The organism is Chitinophaga rhizophila, assembly GCF_019492185.1.
In the GTDB taxonomy this organism is placed as follows: domain Bacteria; phylum Bacteroidota; class Bacteroidia; order Chitinophagales; family Chitinophagaceae; genus Chitinophaga; species Chitinophaga rhizophila.
In genome coordinates, this window is record NZ_JAICCF010000002.1 from 708,724 (window position 1) to 733,315 (window position 24,592).

At 46.1% G+C, this 24,592-nt stretch carries 20 protein-coding genes; 5 read left to right on the forward strand and 15 right to left on the reverse strand.

Going from position 1 to position 24,592, the window contains the following annotated elements; genetic code table 11:
• Positions 1-83: 83 nt before the first annotated feature.
• Entirely contained in the window at positions 84-1,268 is a 1,185-nt protein-coding gene (locus tag K1Y79_RS11795) for a sigma-54-dependent transcriptional regulator (RefSeq protein WP_220250216.1), read from the reverse strand.
• Between the two features lie 168 nt (positions 1,269-1,436).
• On the opposite strand from K1Y79_RS11795, the gene K1Y79_RS11800 reads away from it, so the two are divergent.
• Positions 1,437-2,252: a serine O-acetyltransferase gene (locus K1Y79_RS11800; protein WP_220250217.1), complete on the forward strand. Its 816-nt coding sequence runs from the start codon at positions 1,437-1,439 to the stop codon at positions 2,250-2,252.
• Positions 2,253-3,134 (forward strand): cysteine synthase CysM, encoded by an 882-nt coding sequence (gene cysM / locus K1Y79_RS11805; protein ID WP_220250218.1) that lies wholly within the window; start codon positions 2,253-2,255, stop codon positions 3,132-3,134.
• 98 nt (positions 3,135-3,232) lie between these two features.
• On the opposite strand, the gene K1Y79_RS11810 is transcribed toward cysM, so the two are convergent.
• Positions 3,233-4,216 (reverse strand): pyruvate dehydrogenase complex E1 component subunit beta, encoded by a 984-nt coding sequence (locus K1Y79_RS11810; protein ID WP_220250219.1) that lies wholly within the window; start codon positions 4,214-4,216, stop codon positions 3,233-3,235.
• Positions 4,217-4,403: 187 nt separating this feature from the next.
• Here K1Y79_RS11810 and K1Y79_RS11815 point away from each other — a divergent pair, with 187 nt between their 5' ends.
• The gene (locus K1Y79_RS11815) at positions 4,404-5,042 is read left to right on the forward strand and encodes a hypothetical protein (RefSeq protein ID WP_220250220.1); all 639 of its coding nucleotides are present in this window, start codon (positions 4,404-4,406) and stop codon (positions 5,040-5,042) included.
• A gap of 344 nt (positions 5,043-5,386) precedes the next feature.
• Here the strand turns inward: K1Y79_RS11815 and K1Y79_RS11820 are convergent, their stop codons facing one another.
• From K1Y79_RS11820 to K1Y79_RS11855, 8 genes are all read right to left on the reverse strand, one after another.
• Positions 5,387-6,568 carry an acetyl-CoA C-acyltransferase gene (locus tag K1Y79_RS11820; protein WP_220250221.1) on the reverse strand — a complete coding sequence of 394 codons (1,182 nt, stop codon included), beginning with the start codon at positions 6,566-6,568 and terminating at the stop codon, positions 5,387-5,389.
• A gap of 72 nt (positions 6,569-6,640) precedes the next feature.
• Entirely contained in the window at positions 6,641-7,297 is a 657-nt protein-coding gene (locus tag K1Y79_RS11825) for a hypothetical protein (protein WP_220250222.1), read from the reverse strand.
• Between the two features lie 27 nt (positions 7,298-7,324).
• The gene (locus K1Y79_RS11830; protein ID WP_220250223.1) at positions 7,325-8,080 is read right to left on the reverse strand and encodes a DUF3575 domain-containing protein; all 756 of its coding nucleotides are present in this window, start codon (positions 8,078-8,080) and stop codon (positions 7,325-7,327) included.
• Positions 8,080-9,288: an LVIVD repeat-containing protein gene (locus K1Y79_RS11835; protein ID WP_220250224.1), complete on the reverse strand. Its 1,209-nt coding sequence runs from the start codon at positions 9,286-9,288 to the stop codon at positions 8,080-8,082. Before K1Y79_RS11835 ends, K1Y79_RS11830 begins: the two co-directional genes overlap by 1 nt.
• Positions 9,289-9,451: 163 nt before the next feature.
• The gene (locus tag K1Y79_RS11840; RefSeq protein WP_220250225.1) at positions 9,452-11,035 is read right to left on the reverse strand and encodes a RagB/SusD family nutrient uptake outer membrane protein; all 1,584 of its coding nucleotides are present in this window, start codon (positions 11,033-11,035) and stop codon (positions 9,452-9,454) included.
• A gap of 11 nt (positions 11,036-11,046) precedes the next feature.
• Positions 11,047-14,442, reverse strand: coding sequence for a SusC/RagA family TonB-linked outer membrane protein (locus K1Y79_RS11845; protein WP_220250226.1), 3,396 nt, complete (start codon positions 14,440-14,442; stop codon positions 11,047-11,049).
• An 89-nt stretch (positions 14,443-14,531) separates the two neighbouring features.
• Positions 14,532-15,515 (reverse strand): FecR family protein, encoded by a 984-nt coding sequence (locus K1Y79_RS11850; RefSeq protein WP_220250227.1) that lies wholly within the window; start codon positions 15,513-15,515, stop codon positions 14,532-14,534.
• A 99-nt stretch (positions 15,516-15,614) separates the two neighbouring features.
• Positions 15,615-16,214, reverse strand: coding sequence for an RNA polymerase sigma factor (locus K1Y79_RS11855; RefSeq protein ID WP_220250228.1), 600 nt, complete (start codon positions 16,212-16,214; stop codon positions 15,615-15,617).
• 272 nt (positions 16,215-16,486) lie between these two features.
• On the opposite strand from K1Y79_RS11855, the gene dnaG reads away from it, so the two are divergent.
• A complete protein-coding gene (gene dnaG, locus K1Y79_RS11860; RefSeq protein ID WP_220250229.1) occupies positions 16,487-18,472 on the forward strand; it encodes a DNA primase in 1,986 nt (661 codons plus the stop codon).
• Positions 18,473-18,722: 250 nt separating this feature from the next.
• Here dnaG and K1Y79_RS11865 read toward each other — a convergent pair whose 3' ends face one another.
• The 5 genes from K1Y79_RS11865 to K1Y79_RS11885 all read right to left on the reverse strand — a co-directional run bounded on the left by K1Y79_RS11865 (position 18,723) and on the right by K1Y79_RS11885 (position 23,500).
• The gene (locus tag K1Y79_RS11865) at positions 18,723-20,099 is read right to left on the reverse strand and encodes a T9SS type A sorting domain-containing protein (protein WP_220250230.1); all 1,377 of its coding nucleotides are present in this window, start codon (positions 20,097-20,099) and stop codon (positions 18,723-18,725) included.
• 196 nt (positions 20,100-20,295) lie between these two features.
• Entirely contained in the window at positions 20,296-20,790 is a 495-nt protein-coding gene (locus tag K1Y79_RS11870) for a dihydrofolate reductase (protein ID WP_220250231.1), read from the reverse strand.
• A gap of 45 nt (positions 20,791-20,835) precedes the next feature.
• Entirely contained in the window at positions 20,836-21,630 is a 795-nt protein-coding gene (locus K1Y79_RS11875; protein WP_220250232.1) for a thymidylate synthase, read from the reverse strand.
• Positions 21,631-21,739: 109 nt separating this feature from the next.
• A complete protein-coding gene (locus tag K1Y79_RS11880) occupies positions 21,740-22,162 on the reverse strand; it encodes a hypothetical protein (protein WP_220250233.1) in 423 nt (140 codons plus the stop codon).
• 159 nt (positions 22,163-22,321) lie between these two features.
• Positions 22,322-23,500 carry a proline dehydrogenase family protein gene (locus K1Y79_RS11885; RefSeq protein ID WP_220250234.1) on the reverse strand — a complete coding sequence of 393 codons (1,179 nt, stop codon included), beginning with the start codon at positions 23,498-23,500 and terminating at the stop codon, positions 22,322-22,324.
• Positions 23,501-23,708: 208 nt separating this feature from the next.
• Here K1Y79_RS11885 and K1Y79_RS11890 point away from each other — a divergent pair, with 208 nt between their 5' ends.
• The gene (locus tag K1Y79_RS11890) at positions 23,709-24,500 is read left to right on the forward strand and encodes a FecR family protein (RefSeq protein WP_220250235.1); all 792 of its coding nucleotides are present in this window, start codon (positions 23,709-23,711) and stop codon (positions 24,498-24,500) included.
• Positions 24,501-24,592: the final 92 nt, after the last annotated feature.

Genomic DNA, 24,592 nt, shown 5'->3' on the forward strand with positions numbered 1-24,592 from the left:
TGACGGGTGAAATTGCGGGAAATGTATTCCCAGCGGATTATTAGAAAAGAAGGCCATTCCCTATGGAACAGCCTTCTTTTATCTTATGCGTTCATCTTCTTTTTTTCCCTGGAAGGCAATACATAGTCAAAGACATCATCTGCGGTAATAGTCTTACCGGAAAGGATGACCAGACGAGCCACCACATTACCCAGTTCACGGATGTTACCCGACCAGTTATGCTGCTGCAACGCCTTCATTGCTTCCTTGTCTATCTGCTTTTTGGCCATTCCGTACTCCTGACAGGCACTTTCCAGGAAATGATCTACCAATGCCGGTATATCGTCACGGCGGTCATTCAGGGATGGTACATGGATCAGGATGACGCTGAGGCGATGATAGAGGTCAAGACGGAAATTCTTGTCTTCCACTTCCTTTAGCAGGTCTTTATTAGTAGCCGCCACAACACGTACATCCACACTGATCTCTTTATCACCACCTACGCGGGTGATCTTCCCTTCCTGCAAGGCTCTCAATACTTTGGCCTGGGCGCTAAGGCTCATATCCCCGATTTCGTCAAGGAACAGCGTACCGCCATTCGCCTGCTCGAACTTACCGATGCGCTGCTTTACGGCAGAGGTGAACGATCCTTTCTCATGCCCAAACAACTCGCTTTCAATCAGTTCACTCGGAATAGCCGCACAGTTCACCTCTACTATCGGGCCTGTTGCACGGTTACTGCGCTCATGTATCCAGCGGGCTACCAGCTCCTTACCTACACCGTTTTCGCCGGTTACCAGCACACGTGCATCGGTAGGGGCTACCTTCTCAATCGTCTCCTTTATTTTTACAATCGGCGCAGACGTCCCGATCATTTCCTGTGTCTTGTTCACTTTACGGCGAAGGGTCTTGGTCTCTGTAACCAGATTACTCTTATCCATCGCATTCCGCAGTGTGATCAGCAGCCGGTTTAAATCAGGTGGTTTGGAAATATAGTCATATGCCCCTTTCTTGACCGCTTCTACTGCCGTATCAATGTTACCATGACCAGATACCATTATAATAGGCACGTCCGTATTGATTTCCCTGGCTTTTTCCAGAAATTCCAGCCCGTCCATCTTGGGCATTTTTATATCGCAGAGCACAGCATCGTACTGCTTATCTTTGAACATCTTGAATCCTTCCGCACCATCAGCTGCCTCTTCCACCTTATACCCTTCATAACTCAGAATTTCAGATAGCGTTTTACGTATGCTTCTTTCATCATCAATTATCAGAATGCTGGCCATATCATTATTTTAGTGAACAACGAACAAAATTACGGTAAAATAGTTGATCCCGGTCAAGATAACAAATGCTGTTAAACCCGGTTTATTTGTCTACAGGCCTTATGGACTTTCGACTTTAATACGTAATTTCAATGATCGTTTTCCCTCAATCCTGTAATTCTCTTGAACATGCAACAACTTTTAGAAGAACTGAGGCGGAGGCACCAGCTTGCTGCAGCGACTGCTTATCCTCCTACGAGTGCGGTGAACGACTTTGCCAATAACTTCATAAACTGGCTTTTTCCTGAATATACCGGAAAGGTGATGGCGGATATTGTGCTGCTCGAAGAATACGCGCATATGCTGCAGCTGGAGTTGCAACAGTTATTGTTGCCTATGCAACAGCAATTGCCTGCTACAGCAGAAGTATTAAGCACGCAGTTTATGGAGCAGGCTCCTGCCATCTATGATGCGCTGGGAAAAGATGCAGAAGCCATCTACAAGGGCGACCCTGCAGCTACCTGTATGTACGAGGTAATCAGGGCATATCCCGGCTTCTATGCCATCGCCTTCTATCGCGTGGCGCATGCCCTGCAACTCATGAAGATTCCCCTGCTGCCACGCATGATCACCGAACTGGCGCATAGTTGTACGGGTATCGACATCCATCCGTCGGCAGTAATAGCCCCCTATTTCTGCATCGACCACGGTACCGGGATCGTCATCGGTGAAACAACCGTTATCGGCTCCAACGTAAAAATATACCAGGGTGTGACGCTCGGCGCATTAAGTGTGGAAAAAGACATGGCCCGCAGCAAACGTCACCCTACTATAGAAGACAATGTCATCATTTACGCCGGCGCTACCATACTCGGTGGCGATACTGTGGTAGGACACCATAGTATTATCGGCGGTAATGTATGGCTGATTAAAAGCACTGCTCCTTTCAGCCGCATATATTACAGGGCTGACGGCAGTGTTAATGTTGTTGAAAACAGTTATTAAATGCATTCAATATTAGATCTTGTGGGTAACACGCCCATGGTGGCGCTTAAAAGCGTCAGCACTAATCCTGATGTCACCATTTACGCAAAACTGGAAGGGAACAATCCGGGAGGCAGTGTGAAAGACAGAGCAGCCTATGGTATGATCAAAGGCGCACTGGACAGAGGAGAAATCAAACCGGGTATTAAACTGATTGAAGCGACCAGTGGTAACACGGGTATTGCCCTGGCCATGATCGCAAGTCTGTTTGGTGTGGAAATAGAACTGGTAATGCCTGAAGATGCTACCCGCGAGCGGGTACTGACAATGGAAGCATTTGGGGCCAAGGTGATCCTGACGCCTAAAGAGGATTCCATGGAAGGATCTATTGACTATGCCAACGCCCAGGTAGCGAAAGGCGGTTATCATATGCTGAACCAGTTCGGCAACCCAGACAACTACGGTATGCACTACAAAACAACAGGCCCGGAGATATGGCGCGACACCAACCAGGAAGTCACCCACTTTGTCAGTGCCATGGGTACTACGGGTACTATTATGGGGGTCTCAAAATACCTGAAAGAACAGAATAACCAGGTGCAGATTGTCGGTTGCCAACCTACTGATGGCAGCAAAATACCCGGTATCCGCAAGTGGCCGGAGGCTTATTTGCCCAAGATATTCGACAAATCCAGGATAGACCGTATTATGGATATTTCTGAAGAAGAGGCCAAGGCTATGACCCGCAGACTGGCAAAAGACGAAGGTATATTCTGCGGAATGAGCAGCGGAGGCGCTGTATCTGCGGCTGAAAGAATCTCCCGGGAGCTTGAACGCGGTATACTGGTATGTATTATTTGTGACAGGGGTGACAGGTATCTGTCTTCCGATCTTTTTGGCTGATAACCAAGATACTCATAGCCGGCCTTAGAAGGCAGGCATTACAATAAAAAGAGGCCGCATCAACGATACGGCCTCTTTCTTTTATAACAAAGTAGCTGTTACTTCTTCATGTACATCACTTCTTTCACCAGTTTCACAGTACGCTCTACGTCTGGCAGGTAACCTTTCACCAGGTTCGGAGCATAGTGCATTGGTGCATCAGCAGCAGTGATACGACGGATCGGAGCATCCAGGTAGTCAAAGCCTTCCTTCTGAATACGGTAAGAGATCTCGGAAGAAACGCTCGCAAATGGCCACTGCTCTTCAACAATTACCAGGCGGTTAGTTTTCTTCACTGATTCCAGGATGGTGAACCAGTCCAGTGGACGAATCGTACGCAGGTCAATTACTTCCGCTTCGATACCTTCTTTCGCCAGCTCTTCAGCAGCACCCAGGGCAACTTTCATCATTTTGTTGAAAGATACGATGGTTACGTCTTTACCAGCGCGTTTGATATCAGCCTTGCCAATTTCAATGATGTAATCCTCTTCAGGTACTTCACCCATATCGCCATAACCTACCTCACTCTCCATGAATACAACCGGATCGTTATCACGGATAGCCGCTTTCAACAGACCTTTTGCATCATATGGGTTAGATACGGATATAACTTTTAAACCAGGAATGTTAGCATAGTAGCTTTCGAAGGCCGTAGAGTGCTGTGCACCCAGCTGACCTGCAGAACCGTTAGGTCCGCGGAAAACGATAGGGCAACCTACCTGTCCACCACTCATTGCCAGCATTTTAGATGCTGTGTTCAGGATCTGATCCAGTGCCAGTACGGCAAAGTTCCAGGTCATAAATTCAACGATTGGACGGAGACCATTCTGAGCAGCTCCAACAGCGATAGCAGTGAAACCCAGCTCGGCGATTGGCGTGTCTATTACTCTCTTCGGGCCAAACTCATCCAGCATTCCCTGGCTAACTTTGTAGGCTCCGTTGTATTCTGCTACTTCCTCTCCCATCAGGAAAACGCGGTCATCACGACGCATTTCTTCCTGCATGGCTTCTCGTAAGGCTTGTCTGAAAGCTATCTGACGCATGCTGTTACTCTTAAAGTTTGAAAGTTTAATACCTCATTTATACTGAGGCAGGGGCAAAATTATTGTTTGTTGGCGAAAAAAGCAAAGGAAAACTTCAGAGGGAAGTCCGGCAGATTTTAAATACTATATATCGAATATTATATATATTAGCAGTCTTACTGCCTGTTACAAGTTAATATCCTATCCTATGTTTACAGTTACTGTCCTTTCTATCTGCTTTCTGGCCGCCATATCCTGTAAGATTAAAAAGGTCAAAGCACCACTGATTACCGGGTTACTCTGGTATTTCCACCTGGCCATGTGCGTCTTTTCCATCCTCTGCATCTTACTGCTGGTAAGTGGTTACGGATTTAAAGGCGCTCACACCGAAAGAATATTTCTGACGTTATATGCCGGGTCTGGTATACTGCTGTATGGCCTCACACCGCAGGAAGTATCCGGTAAATGGGTATACCTCTGTGCTTTCTACGGATTTCCCTTCGTACTGCTCTTTGGCCTGCTCCTCCCTCCCCTGCGTACCCTTACCGTGATTGCCGGTCTCGGATTACTGTCCGACGGAGAACTGAAACGTTATCCCATCGATGACGACTACGCTATCCAGACTAAATCCGTCGATATCATCTACCGCTCCCCCCGTTACAGCCTTGTAGAAGATAAATACTGGTTGTTTGAAAAGATTTCAGGAGATGTAATCACACCGGAAGGACAACTGACGGCGATGAAAACTGAAAAAACTGCGGAAGATAGCGTACGACTGCTGGTGAGCCTGGTAAACGAACCTGGTAATACCATGACGGTAGATACGACGATCGCATTAAGAAACTAAGCAAGCAATTTAGTGAATTATCACCCGCCATCTATAACCGTTGGTCAGTGATGGTATAATACCCGTTCTGGTATTCATACCTAAGCTGCACAAATTCATCATATTAAGGGCACCTCAATATCCCGGGGATATTGAAGTGCCCTTTTGGTGCCCTTATGGTGACGGGATGGTATAAAACACTAACCGATAACAAAGGCCGGCCAGTGACCAACATTACCCTGCCGATACTGATAAAACAGAAAGGGCGTTCCGCTACCGGAACGCCCTTTCTGTTTTATCAGCAGCAAAGTAAGTCATGCGATACTTCTCTGCCCTGTTGATGTCTGATCTTTACTTACTGATGCTTAATTACCTGCCACGTTTTCAATCACTATAGCACTTGCGCCGCCGCCGCCATTACAGATGCCTGCAACGCCATAACGTGCACCGTTCTTCCGCAGTATGGAACTGAGCGTCACTACAATACGCGCCCCGCTGCAGCCAATAGGATGCCCCATTGACACCGCGCCGCCCCATACATTTACCTTATCTGCAGAGAGGCCCAGGTCACGCTCATTTGCCAGTGCTACACAGGAGAAGGCCTCATTGATCTCTACAAATGACATATCTGCAACCGTCAGCTTTGCTTTTTCAAGTGCTTTATTCACCGCTTTTACCGGTGTCGTAGTAAACCACTCAGGGGCCTGAGAGGCATCTGCAAAACTGATGATCTTCGCCAATGGCTTCAATCCGAGTTCCTTCAGTTTCTCTCCGCTTACCAGCAACACTGCTGCCGCACCGTCATTCAGATTAGATGCATTTGCAGCTGTAATTGTACCATCCTTCTGGAAAGTAGGCTTGAGTGTAGGTATTTTATCGAAATTCACCTTTTTATAATCCTCATCTTCCGTTACTGTAACTACCTGTTTTCCAGGCACTTCAACCGGAATGATCTCATCTTTGAAATAACCGCTTTCTGTAGCTTCCGCTGCCCGCTTATAGCTCTGTATGGCATAGGCGTCCTGCTCTTCACGGGTTAGTTTATATTCGGTAACGCAAAGTTCTGCCGCGTTGCCCATATGGAAATCCTTATAAGGATCCCAGAGACCATCACGGATAATACCGTCTGTAATAGCACCATTACCTAACCGGTAACCACCTCGGGCTTTATCCAGGTAGTAGGGCACGTTGCTCATACTTTCCATACCGCCGGCAACTACCACATCATTATCACCGGAAAGGATACTCTGCGCACCTAACATAATAGCTTTCATACCAGAGGCACAGACCTTATTAACAGTCGTACAGGGCACATTAGTGGGAATGCCGGCATGAATACTGGCCTGGTTAGCAGGTGCCTGTCCCAGGTTAGCACTGATCACATTACCCATATATACTTCATTCACCGCATCTGCCGGTACGCCAGCTTTTTCCAATGCAGCTTTCATTACGATAGAACCGAGTTGTGTCGCAGAAAAGGAAGCCAATGCGCCATTGAAAGATCCTATGGGGGTACGCACTGCTGAAACTATAAATACTTCTTTCATCCGTAGAAATTTACGTTGCGCCCGGGGGCGGAACTGTTAAGATTGTTTGGTTTTCACCAAATATAACGAATTTCAGAAACGGTAGCCCAGCTTAAACCCGAATGCGACCTGTGGATTATATCCGTCTTCATCTATTGTAAGGTGCGGTCCTTCAAAGAGACCTTTTTCATCCAGTTCAGCATAGTAAGGAAGCGGTGTGGTACGACGGTGCCGTAAACCCAGACCTGCATACAGTTCAAGCATAAAACGGCGCTGCGGACCCAGGTAACGCTGGATACCCATATTCGCAGAAAGCGCACGCACCTGCTTTATTCTTCTAACTGGATGTGGGTAGGCTTCATCATCATAGTCTACCTCATCTGATCCGACACGTTTGTATGTACCCATTAAACTGACATAGAAAGCACGGCTTTCCTTCAATCCCCAGGCAGGGAAAAACTTAATTTCCGGCCTGATCCGGTAGCCGCTCCGGGTATAGTAATCATCATACACATCAGGCAGGGAGTACAACAACGCGGTAGCATCCACACTAAATGCCAGGCTTCTCAATAACCGGTATTCTATTCCCAGTGATGGGCCGGCATCTGTTTCTGTCAATGTGCTCAGGGTAGTATGTAAGATAATACCTGTGCGGGCTGGCCCTTTCTTCTGAGCAGCCGGCGGTGCATCCTGCGCTAGGAGTACGCCGGAAAATATCAGGGCATAAAACGTAAGTAGTAAATGCTTCATCTTGCTGATTTATGGAGGTGGGGAATATCAGAATCTGTAACCGAATTTGACTGCCATTGGAATACTGATATCCCAGAGATATCTGCGATCTTCCCGGCTGTCGAAATTGTAGTTCCTGTCTTCCAGGTAACTGCTTGCAGGAGGTTCAGCTTTATAGCTGTAAGTCTTGTACCTTACACCTAGTCCGGCATGGAACTCGAAAAGAAAATGGTGCTGCTTATCGAAGAACGTCTGCATCCCGAATTTACCGGATGTACTGTAGATGCGTTTTGTCTTATCATAAACAGACAGTTTTTCATAATCATATATGCCTTCATCAGGATTACTACCGCCGATTCTTTCAATGCGTTCCTCAAGGAAAGCTACCTGTTTATAAGCAATCTCCTGTCCGAAGAACCAACGGTATCTTCTATATTTACCAGGCAGATAATACCTGATTTCAGGGCGTACATAAAAGCCTTGTGCTTTAGGGGTAAATCTGCCTCTCAGGTCATAGAAATTCTTTGAATCTATGAATATACCGCATCCTTCCACAACGACGCTCCAGCTTTTATTGAAGCGGTATTCTGCTGCCAGGGATATGCCTCCGTCGGCAGCGTAGAGGGATAGCAGGTTTGTACTCAGACTCCATCCTGTAAGTAGAGATTCATCTACTCCTTTATGACTGAAAGATACTGCTGGTATAGCCACTTTCGCACGACGGCTGTTGCCGGCAGACCTGCCCTGGGAAAAGGCAGCAGCTGTAAGGCATAAACAGAAGATTACAGCGTATAGTTGTTTCATTAGTAGGCAAGTTTTGAGATGAACTGAATAGCAGCAGGAACAGAGATGTCATAACAGTCAATAGCAGTCTTACTTCGGCAATACAGGTATTTACCTGTAATCATGATGTCTGTATAGGCATCAGCTGCTTTATCAGCAAAGCGGGTAACAGCCGGCGGTGCAGAGACATCCAGTATACTGATGCCTTTCAGCGTGCCAGCATACAGATGATTGCCGGTTAATGCCATGGTATAGGTAGTATCAAAAGGCAGATTAAACCTTTCAGTAGCTGCCGAATTTGCATCCATCTCATATACTGTCATCCCATGCAGCGGAGCAGGATAGCAGGAGTTGCGTGCAGGGTTCGGCACAGTGTACAGATACTGGCCTTTCGCAAGCAGCAGCTGGCAGGAAGAAAGGTCCAGGTCTGTATGAATGATAATGTCTCCTGCATCATTAATATTATACAGGTTGGTACCATGATATTTTACGTCTGAGACAGCCAGCTGTCCGTTCAATGCATAAATACTGTCAATGATCCAGCTTGTTTCCAGTCGTTGTTTTAATACGGGTGCAAGTGGCTGTGTGATAGCATAAGATACAAGCGTACTATTGTCTGCCAGATATAGATAATTGTTCCGGACTACTATACCCGCACTGAAACGCGGACGCTCTTCACCATAGTCGAAATAATAACTGCTCATCACCCGGCATTTGGGGTTGTTGACTTTGGTCTTCCGCCATCCGACAACAACGCCTTTAGACGGATCCACACATTCAAAGTAGACATGCCTGTAAGGGGGAAAGTCGCGCGACGTCCACGTACGTGGCACCCTGCCTACGCGTGTCAGCGCCGGCAGATCATTGAGTGGGATGACCACCAGATCATCAAAGTTATCTGCATAGAGATAACCATTTTCTATAGCTGCCTTATGGAAGCCCGGGATACGCAGAAAACCGGTTTTTACGGGGTGCGCCGGGTCCTGGTAAGAGATAATATGGAGGCCGGAATCAGTTTCCTCCTGTAGCAGGTAAGTTCCATACGTGTACAATTTCCCTCCGTGTTGCGTCTTTCTTGGAGGCAGATAGCTGACAGATTTTAAAGCGGGATCATTATCATAAATTGGTACATAAGCGTCAAATTCACCTCTTTGCCATCTATCATCAACACATCCTCCCAATATAAAACAGGTGATTAACAGTACATAGGTCAGTAATAGGCGGGCCATGTATAGGTATTTTACCGTTAAGCGCGCAAATATAACCGAAAGTTACATGTATAGGGTTAAAAAAACGTTAAGGTGTTTTTTATGAAAAAAGCCGCCTCAGGAAACTGAGACGGCCGACATTCTCTGAACATAACCGTTCCTGATCAGGCAACGGAAATATGGTTTACCAACCCGGATTATTAGGCAATACGCCGGAGTTAAGTGATACTTCGCGCTGTGGCACCGGCCAGAGATAATCACGGCCAGGCTGGAAACTACGTTGTTCCACCAGTATATTTTTTCCGTAGTCGTCTTTACGGTTGGCATCAAAGTTATTCAGGATACCATATGCAGGGCCTGCCATTACCTGCTCTGCTATCTTCCACCGGCGGATATCAAACAGGCGGTTGTCTTCCATTGGAAACTCTACCCTTCTCTCTCTTCTCACGGCCACACGTAATGCTTCCTGTCCGCTGGTATTAGCAGGTGTCAGTGCCGGCATATCCACACCGGTACGTTGTCTTACCTGGTTGATAGCATCGTATACCGTCTGGTCAATCTGATTACTTTCTATTTTTGCCTCTGCATAGTTTAGCAGCACTTCTGCGTATCGCATCAGGACTACGTCATTGTAAGAGTTGTTGTCCCAGTTACCCTGGATATCGCGGGGAACGTATTTCTTGTAGTAGTATCCGGTAAACGAAGCATTGCCTTTCCCCAATGCATCCAGACCGTTCAGATTGGTCACATCGATTGTTACCCCGTTTACCTGTACGCCCGGCACTACTATTGTGAGCTTCAGACGAGGATCACGGTTTTCAAAAGGGCGAGCAGGATCATATAATGCAGACGCTCCGATTGTCTTTCCATCCGTACATTCATAGGCATCTACCAGCGACTGCAACGGCGTGATCTCTGACCATCCACCCAAAGACGGACCGCCTACCCAGGTAGCCATGGCATTAGGCAAAGTGTTCTTCACATAACGGGCAGACAAGATAATTTCCTTACTGTTTTTGTTAGTTCCGTCAAACAAGCTCAGATAGCTGGGGTCAATGATGTACGAGCCCAGGCTCATGGCCGCCTGTGCAGCTTCAGCTGCTTCAGGATATTTACCTTCATACAGCAACACGCGGGACTTGAGTGCCAGGGCTGCACCGCGGGTAGCGCGGCCTTCATCTGCCGCATCATAGGATACAGGAAGAGAGGCGCTGATCTCATCAAGTTCTTTTACAATAAACTCAGCTACTTCTGCACGGGATGTACGCTTCACATTAAATTCGCTGGTAGGGGGAATAGTAGTTCTCAGTACTACATCTCCATACAGCCCTATCAGCTGCTGATAAGCGTAGGCCCTGATAAAACGGGCTTCCCCTTTTAGCCTGTTCAGCAGTTCTTCGGATAATGCTTTGTCTCTGTCAATGTTTTCCAGCACATCATTACAGGAAGCGATCATCTTATAGAAATTGCTCCAGAAGTTATCGAACATGCCGGTGCTGATAGAGGCACTACCATTGCCTACATAGATAGCGTCACTGGGCCAGTTACTCCATGCATAACTATCATCAGTTACACAGGTCAGGAACATGCGGTTATCTACATCCCCTAAGCGGCGGTAACAGTTATTTACAGCGTTGATTGCATCGGCTTCAGTCTGCCAGAAGGTTTCGCGGCTTACTGCATCCTGCGGCTGTTCGTCCAGTGCTTTCTTACAGGCTGTCACAGTCGCCAGACCTGCCAGTGCTATTATTATTGATAATTTCTTCATGACTACGTTGTTTAGAATTGCACATTTAATCCGAAAGTGAAGGTCTTCACCTGCGGGTAATACCTGCTGTCATTAGGAGATTCCGGGTCTATATCGTTTGCCAGCGGAGAGAACGTCAGCAGGTTCTGTCCACTCACATAGAGGCGGCATCTGTCGAAACCAGCGCGCTTCATGATACCTGATGGCAATGTATATCCCAGCTGTAAGCTTTTAAGACGCAGATATGCGCCGCTTTTCACCCAGTAGGAAGAAGACTGGTAGTTCTGTAAAGTGCTCACCAGCCTTGGGAAGTCTGCACTGGTATTGTCAGGCGTCCAGCTGTTCAGGTGTTGTTCTCTGAAGTTACCGTCAGTATTGGTAGGCGCTCTTTCTATGGGCAGCGTGTGAATATCTACTTTAGCAACTCCCTGGAAGAAAGCAGTGAAGTCAAAGTTTTTGAAATCTGCTCCCAGGTTGATACCATACGTAAATCTTGGGATCGGGCTACCGAGATATACCATGTCGCCGCCTTTGTCAACAGCGCCTTCTTTTACTTCCTTATCATTGTTCTGATCTTTGTATATCAGGTCGCCAGGCCCTGTAGTAGGGAATGGTTGTGTAGGATGAGCAGCTACCTGCGCAGCGTCCTGGAAGATGCCTTCTACTTCATATCCATAGAAGCTACCAATGGGTTTACCGGTTACCAGACCTGTATAGATGTAGTTATTATCTCTGGTGATTGCATCGGTATTTTTGATATCGATAACCGTATTGTGTACATCAGAGAGATTACCGCCTATGTTATAATTCAGTTCTCCGATCTTACCACGGTAGTTCACTGCAAACTCCCATCCCTTATTCCTTACCTTACCTGCATTCTGTGCAGACGGATCAAGGCCTACAGAAGGAGAAATTGGCAGGAACAGAAGGATATCGTTTGTGTTTTTAACGTAGTAGTCGAATGTGAAGTCCAGGTTCTTGAACAGCGTACCATCAATACCAATATCTGTCATGACAGTAGTTTCCCAGGTCAGGCCGGAATTGGGGTAGATAGTGATACCAGCAGCAGGACGCAGTACGCCGCCGAATGGATAACTGTTATAGTAGTATTGTGACTGATAAGGGTAGTTAGTCGTCTGCCTGTCTCTGTTCAGGATAACGTCATTACCCAGTTTACCCCAGGAGCCACGCAGTTTCAGGTTATTGATTACGGAAACGCTCTTCATAAACTCTTCTCCTGATATACGCCATCCGGCGGAGAATGATGGAAACAGGCCCCATTTCTGTCCTTCAGAGAAGCGGGAGGAACCATCGCGACGCAGGTTGGCTTCAAAGAGGTATTTATCATCAAATGAGTAGTTCAATCTGCCGAAGAACGATACCAGGGAATAAGCGACAGCATTACCTTCTGCGATCTGTCCATTCTGCTCGCCTGCATCAATCTGTCCCAGGTTACCTGGCAGGTTCACCCTGTAACCGCTCAGGTCATCTGTAGTTTCAGTGAGGCGGGAAGCGCCACCAAGTATAGTAAAGTTATGCCTGCCGAAGTTATTGGAGTACTCTGCTAATCCCTGGTAGTTCCTGAACCAGTAACCCTGGTACAGTTTCTTTACAGAGTTTTGTCCGAGTAACAATGGGTCTTCGTTAGTACCAGGATCTTTGAAATAGGTCAGTGTTTTCTCACGTACGCTGTTGTAATCAGAGCGGTAGTTAACGGATGTAAGACCTGTCAGTTTCAAGCCTTTGGCAAGATTGTAAGTTGCTTTGAAGTTACCGGTAAACAGGTTGCTTTTATATTGGTACAGACCACCTTCTTCCTGTAAGCGGATAGGGTTCTGTCCACCTCTGATCACGGGCCAGGTACCATCCGCATACCTGATAGGATATAGTGGGTTGATGATAGCGCCTTGTCCGAACTGATACCAGGCCGACCCTGAAGCGCCCTGTGGCTCTTGTCTGTTGCCCAAGCGCGCAGCGATATCTGCACTAAAGGTGAGTTTCTTTGTCACATTGATATCTGTATTCAGACGAACAGTAAGACGATTGAAATCCATATTAGAGATCAGACCAGCCTGATCGAAGTAATTGGCAGAGAAGCGATATTTCACATCTTCTGTACCACCGCTTACACCGAGGCTATGCTCCTGCTGGAAACCGCTACCTGTAAGGATATCGTCCAGCCAGTAATTATCCGGATGTGTGAAGTTATTACGGTTTGGATCGTCATATGCAGCAATCTGGGCATCAGAATAAGAAGCAGTACCGCCGGAGTTGGTAGCAGTCAGGTTAGCAAGGTTCATAAAGTCCTTGGCACCTACATATTTTGCCAGCCTTGCAGGGCGCTGCCAGGCGAAGTAGTTGGAATAGGATACTTTGGCTTTACCCGAAGCGCCTCTTTTAGTCGTGATGAGTATTACACCATTGGCAGCTCTTACCCCATAGATAGCGGAAGAAGCAGCATCTTTCAGCACAGACATGGATGCGATATCATTTGCATCAATATCGTTCATATTCATCTGTACACCGTCTACAAGTACTAGCGGATCAGTGCTGTTCATCGTACCGATACCACGGATGCGAACCGTACCCTGGTCAACACCCGGCTGACCACTGGTAGTAGTTACAGTTACACCAGAGGCAACACCCTGTAATGCAGCAGACACCTGCCCCACAGGTTTCCAGTTAAGATCTGCGCCGTCAACAGCAGCAATAGCGCCGGTAACGTTTACTTTTTTCTGTGTACCATAGGCTACCACCACTACTTCATTCATAGCAGTAACGTCAGGCATCAGTTTAATAGAAAAAGAGGTACGGCTACCTACTTTTACCTCCTGTTTGGAATAGCCAATGAAGGAAAACTCCAGCGTGGCATTTTCGTCAGGCACTTGTAAAGACCAGGAGCCATCGGGGCCGGTAGAAGTACCGTTTGTAGTCCCTTTTACCAGGACGGTTACACCAGGGATAGGCTGACCTTTATCATCAGTTACAGTCCCTTTAACAGGGATAGCAACAGGAGCAGCAACAGTTATGCTGCTGGCTGACGATGACGGAGCCGGTATTTGAGCCGCAGGAGCAGCAGCATCTGCCGGTTCATCATCCTGGGAGAAGACGATATAGAAGCCGTCTCCCATCTTCTTATACCGTAATTTATTTGGAGTGGTAATACTTTTCAGTTCTTCTTCCAGCGAAGTTCCTTTAGCGCTTTCAATATGTGACAACTGCAATTTTGCGAGATTGCTTTTGTACATGAAGTGTACATTATATTTTACTTCAAGCCCATCCAGCACATTTTTCAATGACTTCGTCTGAATTTTTTCCAAAGGGCGTACGGGTTGTCCCAGCGATGCCAGGTCCTGCCCTTCTGCCGGCATATGGCAATAGCATGCCATGCCCACAGCCGCCATAAAGGCACTAATGAACTTGTTCATGAGATGTTAAGTTTGATGATTTACCCCTGCGTTGGCCACTGCTTGCTGTTGTACACCAGCTGGCAGCGTTAACTGCATTGTTTTACTATTTAGTTTTGTTTCTCAATAATTACACTGTTTCCGACATGGTTCACTTTCAGGTGAAATAATTGTGAAAGCCCGCTCAGCAACATGTCAATCTGCTGGCCCGGTATAGTACCTGTAAATTCCTGATGTAACAGGGAGGTATCTTTGATTTCTACCTTTACGCCGTAGGTGTCTTCTAACAATTGTGCCAATTCAGCGAAGCTGACATTCTCAAACTGGAGATTGTTAGTTTTCCAGGAAGAGTATTGCTGCGGATTAGCATGTTTCTTCACCTTGATGCGTACCTGTTCCTTGTATTCAACAAGATCTCCGGGTTGCATAATGACCGTTTCTTCTGGTGTCTTACTGCTATGCAGTCGTACCTTTCCGCTGTTAAGCACTACTTGCATGCGGCCATGACGATCAACCAGGTTAAAGCTGGTACCCAGCACTTCCACATTCATATCACTGGCAGTATGCACCAGGAAAGAACGGGGAACAGCTGAAGGTTTGATGGAAAAAAATGCCTCTCCTTCTACCCAGACTTCGCGCTGACTGTCGCCATCCCAGGTACCCGCATAGCGCAGGGTACTGTTGCCATTCAGTGTTACCACCGACTGATCGGGCAATACGACAGTGCGTACTTCTCCATAGGCTGTGTGGAAAATTGTGCTGCGCTGACGACCGGTAAACATCCATCCGCCATAAGCGAGCAGGATAGCTCCCGATATCATCGCAGCCACTTTGAGACCTGTAAACCGGCGGTTCCGGCGATGTTGTAACTGTTCCTGACCAGTGGTATCCAGTATACGCTGGTAAAGGTCTGCCGCTTGTGATGATGGCATAAGTGATGCTGGTTCTTCACTTTCCAGTTCCCGCATGATAGCAGCATCCAGGTATTCCCGTCCTTCGGGTGTGGAAAACCATTCGAGTACTCTTTCGTATTCTTCAGGAGTACATTGGTTATGCTCATATTTATGTAGCAGACTTGGGTCTAAAAACTCCATAATGTGGATGACAGTTATAAAATCAACAACTGATATGTGACGTTCTGTATATACTACACCTGGGAAAAGGGAAAGTATTATACCAATAGAAAAAAAAGTTTAAAAAAGAATTACCTGCAGGAAAATGGCCAGTGTGAAGAAGGTGCTCATCATAATCTTGAGTGCATGACGGAGGGTCTTACTAGCCTGTGCATATTGGAATTTAACAGTGTTAATGGACAAGCCTAGTTTCTCGGCTACTTCTTCGTTGGTGAGTCCCTCGTAAGAGCGCAGCCTGAATATTCTTTTCTTTTGTGCAGAAAGGTTATTCACAGCACGCTCTACGACTTTTTTGTAATCATTAAGGATCACAGTCGCCTCCGCGTCTCTGTGTTCAGCGGATGTATTGTATACTAGTTCATATTGTTTGGAGAGACTGCGTTTCTGGTCGCGGATGAGGTTAAGCACATGAAACTTCAGGCATCTGAAGAGATAATTGCGAACGCCTTGTACAGGGTCAAGTTCTTCCCGGTGTACCCAGACCTTTACAAAGGCTTCATGTACGGCGTCTTCAGCAACCGAATCGCTTTTCAGGTACTTATAGGCTGTGCTGTATAACAGCTGATGATAGGCAGCGTATAATTCTTCAAAAGCGTTATGATCACTTGTTCGCAGGCGTGCAGCCAGCCGTTGGTCGTTATTGGCAAAATGCGTTAACACTCGTCTATCCCCTCGTTCTTTATATAGCTGTTTTTAGTCTTCGGAAACGTGTTGACCGAAATTAGGATAAGTGCCTGTCGAAAATAAATGGTAAATTATCGAATTAAGGTACTTTTTTACCATATGTTACTTTTGTTGGGCATATTTCCGGAGATATGGCTAGGCATACCTCCATCTGCTTCCTCAGATAAGGAACTGATTCTCATTACAAACTGTGTGGCCGGTCAAGCGGTGTTTTTTAGTTAAATTCGCAGTCTGAATTTTTAGCGCCATTGATTTCACAAAATACCATACAGCAGATACTCAGCCGGATTGACATCGTGGAGATAGTGGGCAATTTCGTGAAATTGAAAAAGCGGGGCGCCAATTACCTTGGCCTCTGTCCTTTCCATAATGAAAAGACGCCTTCCTTCACTGTTACTCCCAGCAAGGAGATATTCAAGTGTTTCGGATGTGGCCAGAGTGGCAACGCCATTAAGTTCCTGATGGAACATGAAAAGTATTCCTATGTCGAAGCCCTTCGGTGGCTGGCACAGAAGTACGACGTACCTGTTGAGGAGACAGAGGTAAGTCCGGAGATCAGGCAGCAACAGCTGATGGCGGACAGCCTTTATATCATCAACAACTTTGCCCGCGAATACTTTTCCAATACGTTATTTAATACGGAAGAAGGCCAGAATGTCGGTCTCAGCTACTTTGAAGAGCGTGGTTTCACCCAGGAAACCATTCGTAAATTCCAGCTGGGGTACAGCCTCAATACCTGGGATGCCTTCACAAAAACAGCGTTAGCCAAGGGCTATAACCTGGACTACCTGCAAAAAACTGGTCTTGTTACTATCAGGAATGAACAGCCTGGTGATAACTACCGGGGCCGGGTCATCTTCCCTATCCATAACCAGAGCGGGAAAGTACTGGGGTTTGGCGCACGTATACTTGTCAAGAATGATCGCGCACCTAAGTATGTCAACTCTCCTGAAAACGAGATTTACGTTAAAAACCGGGTGCTGTACGGTACTTACTTTGCCCGGCATGCAATTGACAAGCTAAATGAATGTCTGCTGGTAGAAGGTTATACAGACGTTATCTCCCTCCATCAGGCGGGAATTGAAAACGTAGTAGCCTCTAGTGGCACCTCGCTGACGCAACACCAGCTCAGGCTGATTAAAAAATATACGAATAACCTGACTATCCTCTTTGACGGTGACAATGCCGGTGTAAAGGCAGCACTGAGAGGATTGGACATGGCGATTGAGGAAGGTCTGAACGTAAAGCTGGTTTTAATCCCCGATAAGGAAGACCCAGACAGCTACGTACAAAAGATAGGCGCTGATGCCTTTCGGGAGTTTATAGCGGCTAATAAGCAGGATTTCATACTCTTCAAGCTGCAGATATCTATGCAGGATGCTGGTAGTGATACCAGCCGCAAATCACAGCTTGTTAATGAGATTGCCGAAACCATATCAAAGATTGATAAAACAGAAGACTTCACCCGGCAACAGGATTACATCCGCCAGTGCAGTCAACTGCTGAAGATTGATGAAGGGGGCCTTATAAATCTTGTTAATAAATTCATCCGCGAAAGATTCCAGAAAAAGGAACAACAGTTCGCCCGCGACAATAATAACAACGCAGCCGCACCTGCAGGAGACGACGATCTGTCTCCCGAAGCTATTGCCGCACTGGAAGCCATGGAAAATGGTGGAGAGCCGGCAGTGAATTTCTTCAATCCTGACGAAAAGCAGGAACGCGAACTAGTCAAGATACTGCTGCGCTTTGGTGATAAACCTTTTAATGAAGAAGACCAGAGTACCGTAGCCGACTACATCTTCCACCTGCCCTACGACTTTGAATCCCTGGCAGATAATGAACTGGTGAAAAGAGTATTGCGGGAATACAAGCTGATGTACGACCAGGATAACCTGCCAGATAAGAAGTGGTTCCTCTATCATAATGACCAGGACATTGCAACACTGGTAGTGGGTATTATGGAGGATAAAGAAGCTGAGCTTAGCACCGCCTGGAAGGATAAATTTGAAATTGATACTGTATATGGCGATGGCGCTTATCTGAAAGATACCATCTCTACCACCAACTACCTTATTCTAAGAAAAATCAGGAAAATGATCATGGAAAATCAGCAGGAACTGGAGAAGTGCACCGTGTTTGAAGACCAGATCAAATGCATTGAAATGCATAAACACCTGAAAGTATTAGAGAATGAGCTGACGCAGGGATTAGGCACAGTGATATTCAGATAATAAGTACCTTCTACTTACTACTGGTATGCAGCTTGGACCAACCGGAAGAAAAGACTGCAAATAGACCGGCAGATGGATGAGCAGTGCAGATAAATACTATAGATGGATCAGTAAGCGCAACACGTTCCACAAAAATGGAATAAGTGATCAATGCAGGTCGAATGAAATAACCGTATATAACCGCCTCAATTTATAACGTAATAGGGCCTGACTGTATATAACAGTCAGGCCCTATTACGTTGAATAAGCTTTATTGCAGTAATATGGAAATCGTCTTTTTAGCGCCGTTAGTTTTTAGTTCTATCAGATAGAACCCCTTGGGCTGAGCGGAAAGATCCAGCTGTTGCTGTTGTTGATTGGTAGTACGCGTTTGAACAAGACGGCCATTTGCACTATATACATTGATCGTCACCTTCTGCGATAACGGCCTGTCAAACTGGATATATACCAGCTCTGATGCCGGATTCGGATAAGCCTTTACCTTAACATCATTCAGTGAAATATTACCGTTAGCAGCGGGCAGCACAGGTGTTCTGCGTGCAGTTACATTCAATGTATCTGAAGGATAGTAGGTAATTGAGTCTGACCAGCTTTCACAACCTGCATCACTTTGTATATACACCATATACGTTCCCTGTACCGCCTGATACAAATGAGGCGTATTACCTGTAAGCACTTCCGCCCCGTTATGATACCATTTATAGAAATACCCTGTAAACGTCGGCGTATGTGGATAAGCAACGATCGTATCATTACCAGGTACAGGCGCACGGTGTACAGCCAGTGATGCAATGAATCGCGGAGGCAATGTTACGATAATAGAATCTACAGCACGGGTATTGCCATAACTGTCTTTCAGTGCCACTGTATATAAGCCCGGAGTCTGTACATAGATAGATCTTGCTGACTCCCCTGTATTCCAGTCCAGATGATAGTTGTTGTCTGTTGCAAATACATTTGTAGACAGCAATACGGTATCTCCGCACAAGCTGCTGCTCACTTCATTGATATTTACCTTCCAGGTTGTATCAATAGGCTGTCCTAATGTACTATCCACACGTAGGGTGTCAGAGCGGCTGCTACAACCTGTCGCAACGTCTGTTACTACTACATGGTACACGCCTTTGGTGAGACCGTTCATTACAGGATAATATCCGCTATTGATAAATCTGTTATCCTTATACCAATGATACGTGTATTTCAGATTAAATGATAACGGATATGCGTACAGGGTATCATGACGTCTGTGAGGTGCCTGATGTAATTCAAGGCGGGCCGTGAACTGTTCATTAACAGGTAACCATAATGAATCCGTTTTGTATACCCGGCCGGACCTGTCCTTTAACGACGCAAGGTATAACCTGTTACGCTGGGTAACAAGGATAGAGTCACCGTTTCCACCAGGAGTCCAGGTAATAACGTAAGCACCCTTTGTCGCATTGGTTTTTGCGGTCAGCACTACACTATCGCCACAGGGACGGGTATTTCGGTAACTGGTCTGCAATGTCCACATCGCTGGCGGCACGACTGCATTTGATGATTGCTTAGGAAGCTCCTGTGATACGCTTTGGGCAACTACGTAACGGCACAGGGATAGTAATACAAACAATAGTAAAGTTCTCTTCATAGAATAGGAATTGGGTGAATATTGAGTTACATAAATATAGGTCAATAGTATTAAAAAAATAAGCCCTGGATGCTAACACCCAAGGCCTATTAAAAAATTGATTATAAGAATATTGTGTAAAACAATCACATATCCAAACCACTGGAAGCAGTTAGTACTGCCAATTACACTGGAGAAAAAACCGCTCAGCGCTACCTTACTTCTCTCTTTCCCATACCTGGAACGTCAGGGCATGTGCATGTTTTTCATCCTTTTCGTGCCGCTCGTTCTTCACCAGTTTCCAGCCACGCGGATCAAATTCAGGGAAATAAGTATCTCCTTCAACAACGGCATGTACACGTGTCAGGTACAGTCTGTCAATTATCGGCAAGGCCATTTTAAATATCTCACCACCGCCGGTAATAAAGATCTCTTCGGTGCCAAAGGTTTTTGCCTTTTCAATACCTGCTTCCAGCGAGGGTACAATATGTAACCCTTCAGCGGCATATTCCGGCTTACGGGTAATCATGATATTAGGTCTGCCTGGTAAAACTCTTCCTAGTTCCTCGAAGGACTTTCTGCCCATTACGATAGGCTTTCCCATAGTCGTGTCCTTAAAGTACTTCATGTCAACCGGTAAATGCCAGGGCAAGTGATTATTAATACCGATGATATTATTTTCAGAGGCCGCAACGATAATAGATAGTGTCAAGCAGTATAATTTAATAAGTCAGAATAATATGATATGTCTGGTCCCTTATATAGCAACTGGTGCCTTGATATGAGGGTGATGCTGATAGTTCAGCACTTCAAAGTCCTCAAATTTGAAGCCGAATATATCTTTTACTGCCGGATTGATCTTCAGTGTCGGTAACTCAAACGGTTGACGGCTCAGCTGTAGTTTAGCTTGCTCTATATGGTTGCTGTAGAGATGTACGTCACCGAAAGTGTGCACAAAGTCTCCTGGTTCAAGATCACAAACCTGCGCCATCATCATCGTTAATATGGCATAAGAGGCAATGTTGAATGGCACCCCCAGGAATACGTCTGCACTACGTTGATATAACTGGCAGCTCAGGCGACCATCAGCTACGTAGAACTGGAAGAGGCAGTGACATGGGCTTAATGCCATATGCGGCAGGTCGCCTACATTCCATGCATTCACAATGATGCGGCGTGAATCAGGGTTGTTCTTAATCGTATTCACCGCTTCCGTGATCTGGTCGATCACTTTACCGTCTTTTGTTTCCCAGCTACGCCATTGTTTACCATAAACTGGTCCCAGATCTCCGTTCTCATCTGCCCATTCATCCCAGATACTTACACCATGATCTTTCAGATATTTGATATTAGTATCGCCATTCAGGAACCATAGCAGTTCATAAATAATAGACTTCAGGTGAACCTTTTTGGTAGTGATCAGCGGAAAGCCTTCCTGCAAATTAAACCGGAGCTGAGCGCCAAAGCAGCTGGTCGTACCGGTGCCAGTACGGTCAGTCTTTACACTGCCTTGATCTATAATATGTTGGAGTAGTTGAAGGTATTGTTCCATGGAGCAAAGTAACGAAATTTTACCCAGCAAGTTATGCGGCAGCCTTATTGATATGGCAGCAACATTACAACCTATCGTGTATTAGTAAAACCTTCAATAAGTCTCCTTATTATCTCCGGCGCACGTATTTGATGCCACATCCCTCGTAACAGCTTTGATACCATAGCTCAAGCGTATCATTGGCAGTTCTTCTGATATCATAGCGGGCTTCATCTTCCGCCTTACCAGTTTTGTAAAGCACGAGCAGCGCCTTCATAGCTCCGGCCACCCCAGAGGAAACAGAGTCAATCCGGTAGGCATTGAAATGCATGTCTGTAGCTGAAAATCTGCCACTTGAACTGAAGGACGCTTTTTCATTACTACTAGCGGGAGACCAGGAGCCCATAGCGCCTGTAGAGCTGTATACGGCAATCAATTGCCAGTCGCCAAACAGGTAAGCTGCGGAAGAAGGTATCGGGGTATAATGATCCTTTTTGCATGCTGCAATTAAGATTACGATGGACACAGCCATCAACAGTACAGGAACTTTCATAACATTTGGGTTTATGTCTTTTAAGGTGGATGGTATAAGTCAATGGTTACATTACACCTTGCAGTATAGCAAAGGCACAAATAAAAAAGCGTTTCACAACAGTTGTTACACTATTATGAAACGCAACTAGTATTGGAAAGTTACAACGTCTTAAAAAAACTAAATACCTCGGCGTTTTCTTTCCTTGCGGATTAATCCCAGTTCACGACCCATCTGTCCGGAGATAGAGGTATTTTCCTGTGCACGGCGCAGCAGGTAGGGCATTACATCTTTCACCGGGCCGTAAGGCAGGTATTTAGATACATGATAACCAGCATGTGCCAGGTTAAAGGTGATATTATCACTCATACCAAGCAGCTGTGAGAAGCTTACATGCGGGTGATTATGTGGCAATTGCTGCTGATGTAGAAGCCTGGCAGCCAGCATACTGCTTTGCTCATTATGGGTACCCACAAATACAGCCAGTTTATCGAGACGTTCCATGCAGAATGTCACAGCCGCATCATAGTCTCTGTCTGTAGAAGCTTTATCAGGTTGAATAGGAGAAGGATAACCCATTTCAGCTGCACGTCTGCGTTCTTTCTCCATATATGCACCTCTTACCAGTTTAGCGCCTAACAGATAGCCCTGTTGCTGCGCCTTTTCAAAAGAGCGTTTCAGGAAGGCCAGTCTGTCGTGACGGTACATCTGGAAGGTGTTAAATATAATAACATTCTCTTTGTTGAATTGCGCCATCAGTTCGTCTGTCAGATCATCTACAGGTTGCTGGATCCAGGATTCCTCGGCGTCTATCAGCAGACCGATCCTATGTTTGGCAGCAGTAGCAGCGATGGTATGGATACGGGCACGTACCCGGCCGTATTCAGCAGTTTCATCTGGTGTAAGGGCTTCTTTGCTGTGTATCTTCTCCAGCAGACCGAAACGAGCAAATCCGGTCACTTTGATAGCAATGAATGGAATATTCGGATTACCAGCCGCATACTCAATAGCACGTACAAACTCCGGTACAGCATGGTCGTAGTTTTCCTCTCCTTCCATGGCTTCAACTCCGTAGTCGAGCGCTACCCCAACGTGAAATTTACCCAGTTGACTGGCTGTCTCAGCAGCTTCCTGGAGGCTTTCTCCTCCACAGAACTGACTGAAGATAGTACTGCGGATCAACCCTTTAATAGGTAATCCCATCTTCAGGGCCAGCGGAGTTACCGCCGCGCCTAATTTCACCAGCCAGGGCTTACCTATGTTTGTAAACAGGAAGTCAGCTTTTTTTAATGCTTTGTCTGTCTTTGATTCAAAAGCTATGGTGGTATTCTCGAATGATAATGATAGCTGCTTTTCCATGGGCCGCAAAGTTAGTATGCTGACCGGTCATCGCAAAAATGATCTGACAAGTATAACAATCCGTTTACAATCGTTTTGATAACATCTAAAGAACATCTTACTTTTTTAAACAAATCATCTGATAAAGTAATCTTAATTAAACTCAACAAAACTTCCTTCCTATATTTTTTTCTTTAATTTTATATCTTCATCAAAATCAGTATTCTCAGTGCCTTTGATTCAGCAGCAACCTACAATCCGCGCAGGGGCGGGCATTTTCGTCCTGCTATCGCTTTGTTGTTCCCTTACGCTTTTACCTTCCTGTCAGCAGTTGGGTAATAAACCTGTCCTGAGCACCTTCCAGGAGCAAGGGCAAACGTATACTACCTTCGAGGGGGTATTAGGTGAACGGAAGACAATTACGCTACCGGACGGAGCCCCGGTGATTCTGAATAGTAATACCCGATTGCTGGTACCGGCAGACTATTCCCGTAGCCGTACCTTATTGCTTGACGGGGAGGCTTATTTCGACTCTACGGCATTCCCTTTGACTGTCAAGACCAATATCCTGATCATGACAGCTAAAGTACCCTCCTCTTTCAAGATCCGCTGCTTTGAAGCTCAACAGGGCGCTACCGGCTATGTCCTGAACGGGGAAGTGACTGTAACAAAATCCTACCATTCCAATACCGATAACCAGCCCGAGGTATTAGCCCGGGGCAATATGGTACTGGCCAATAAGGAAATTGACCTGATGGAAAAGGAAACTTACCATGCAGCTGAGATGGAGGCCTGGTTACAGGATAAGCTGGTTCTTAACGGCGAGCCTTTTATGAATGCAGTCAGGAAACTGGAAGAATGGTTTAGCACTGAGATATATGTGGATGGCAATGCGTCAGCTGCCGGCGAGATACAAGGCGAGTTCAATGGTGCTTCACTGTCAAAAGTACTGGACGAACTGAAACAGAAAGCGAATTTCAGCTATAAGATGAAAAAGAATAAAGTGATGATCAAGTTTTAGATATTGTAACAATTTCAACACTTCATCGCTGATCTAACCGGTCAGGTACTTTGTTCTGGTATTCCTGATCAGTAGTCTGTCTACTGATCAGG

What these genes read in the sequence shown, in the direction of transcription:
- K1Y79_RS11795 (WP_220250216.1), bottom strand. Translation starts at nt 1,268, where the DNA reads ATGGCCAGCATTCTGATAATTGATGATGAAAGAAGCATACGTAAAACG.
- K1Y79_RS11800 (WP_220250217.1), top strand. Translation starts at nt 1,437, where the DNA reads ATGCAACAACTTTTAGAAGAACTGAGGCGGAGGCACCAGCTTGCTGCA.
- cysM (WP_220250218.1), top strand. Translation starts at nt 2,253, where the DNA reads ATGCATTCAATATTAGATCTTGTGGGTAACACGCCCATGGTGGCGCTT.
- K1Y79_RS11810 (WP_220250219.1), bottom strand. Translation starts at nt 4,216, where the DNA reads ATGCGTCAGATAGCTTTCAGACAAGCCTTACGAGAAGCCATGCAGGAA.
- K1Y79_RS11815 (WP_220250220.1), top strand. Translation starts at nt 4,404, where the DNA reads ATGTTTACAGTTACTGTCCTTTCTATCTGCTTTCTGGCCGCCATATCC.
- K1Y79_RS11820 (WP_220250221.1), bottom strand. Translation starts at nt 6,568, where the DNA reads ATGAAAGAAGTATTTATAGTTTCAGCAGTGCGTACCCCCATAGGATCT.
- K1Y79_RS11825 (WP_220250222.1), bottom strand. Translation starts at nt 7,297, where the DNA reads ATGAAGCATTTACTACTTACGTTTTATGCCCTGATATTTTCCGGCGTA.
- K1Y79_RS11830 (WP_220250223.1), bottom strand. Translation starts at nt 8,080, where the DNA reads ATGAAACAACTATACGCTGTAATCTTCTGTTTATGCCTTACAGCTGCT.
- K1Y79_RS11835 (WP_220250224.1), bottom strand. Translation starts at nt 9,288, where the DNA reads ATGGCCCGCCTATTACTGACCTATGTACTGTTAATCACCTGTTTTATA.
- K1Y79_RS11840 (WP_220250225.1), bottom strand. Translation starts at nt 11,035, where the DNA reads ATGAAGAAATTATCAATAATAATAGCACTGGCAGGTCTGGCGACTGTG.
- K1Y79_RS11845 (WP_220250226.1), bottom strand. Translation starts at nt 14,442, where the DNA reads ATGAACAAGTTCATTAGTGCCTTTATGGCGGCTGTGGGCATGGCATGC.
- K1Y79_RS11850 (WP_220250227.1), bottom strand. Translation starts at nt 15,515, where the DNA reads ATGGAGTTTTTAGACCCAAGTCTGCTACATAAATATGAGCATAACCAA.
- K1Y79_RS11865 (WP_220250230.1), bottom strand. Translation starts at nt 20,099, where the DNA reads ATGAAGAGAACTTTACTATTGTTTGTATTACTATCCCTGTGCCGTTAC.
- K1Y79_RS11875 (WP_220250232.1), bottom strand. Translation starts at nt 21,630, where the DNA reads ATGGAACAATACCTTCAACTACTCCAACATATTATAGATCAAGGCAGT.
- K1Y79_RS11880 (WP_220250233.1), bottom strand. Translation starts at nt 22,162, where the DNA reads ATGAAAGTTCCTGTACTGTTGATGGCTGTGTCCATCGTAATCTTAATT.
- K1Y79_RS11885 (WP_220250234.1), bottom strand. Translation starts at nt 23,500, where the DNA reads ATGGAAAAGCAGCTATCATTATCATTCGAGAATACCACCATAGCTTTT.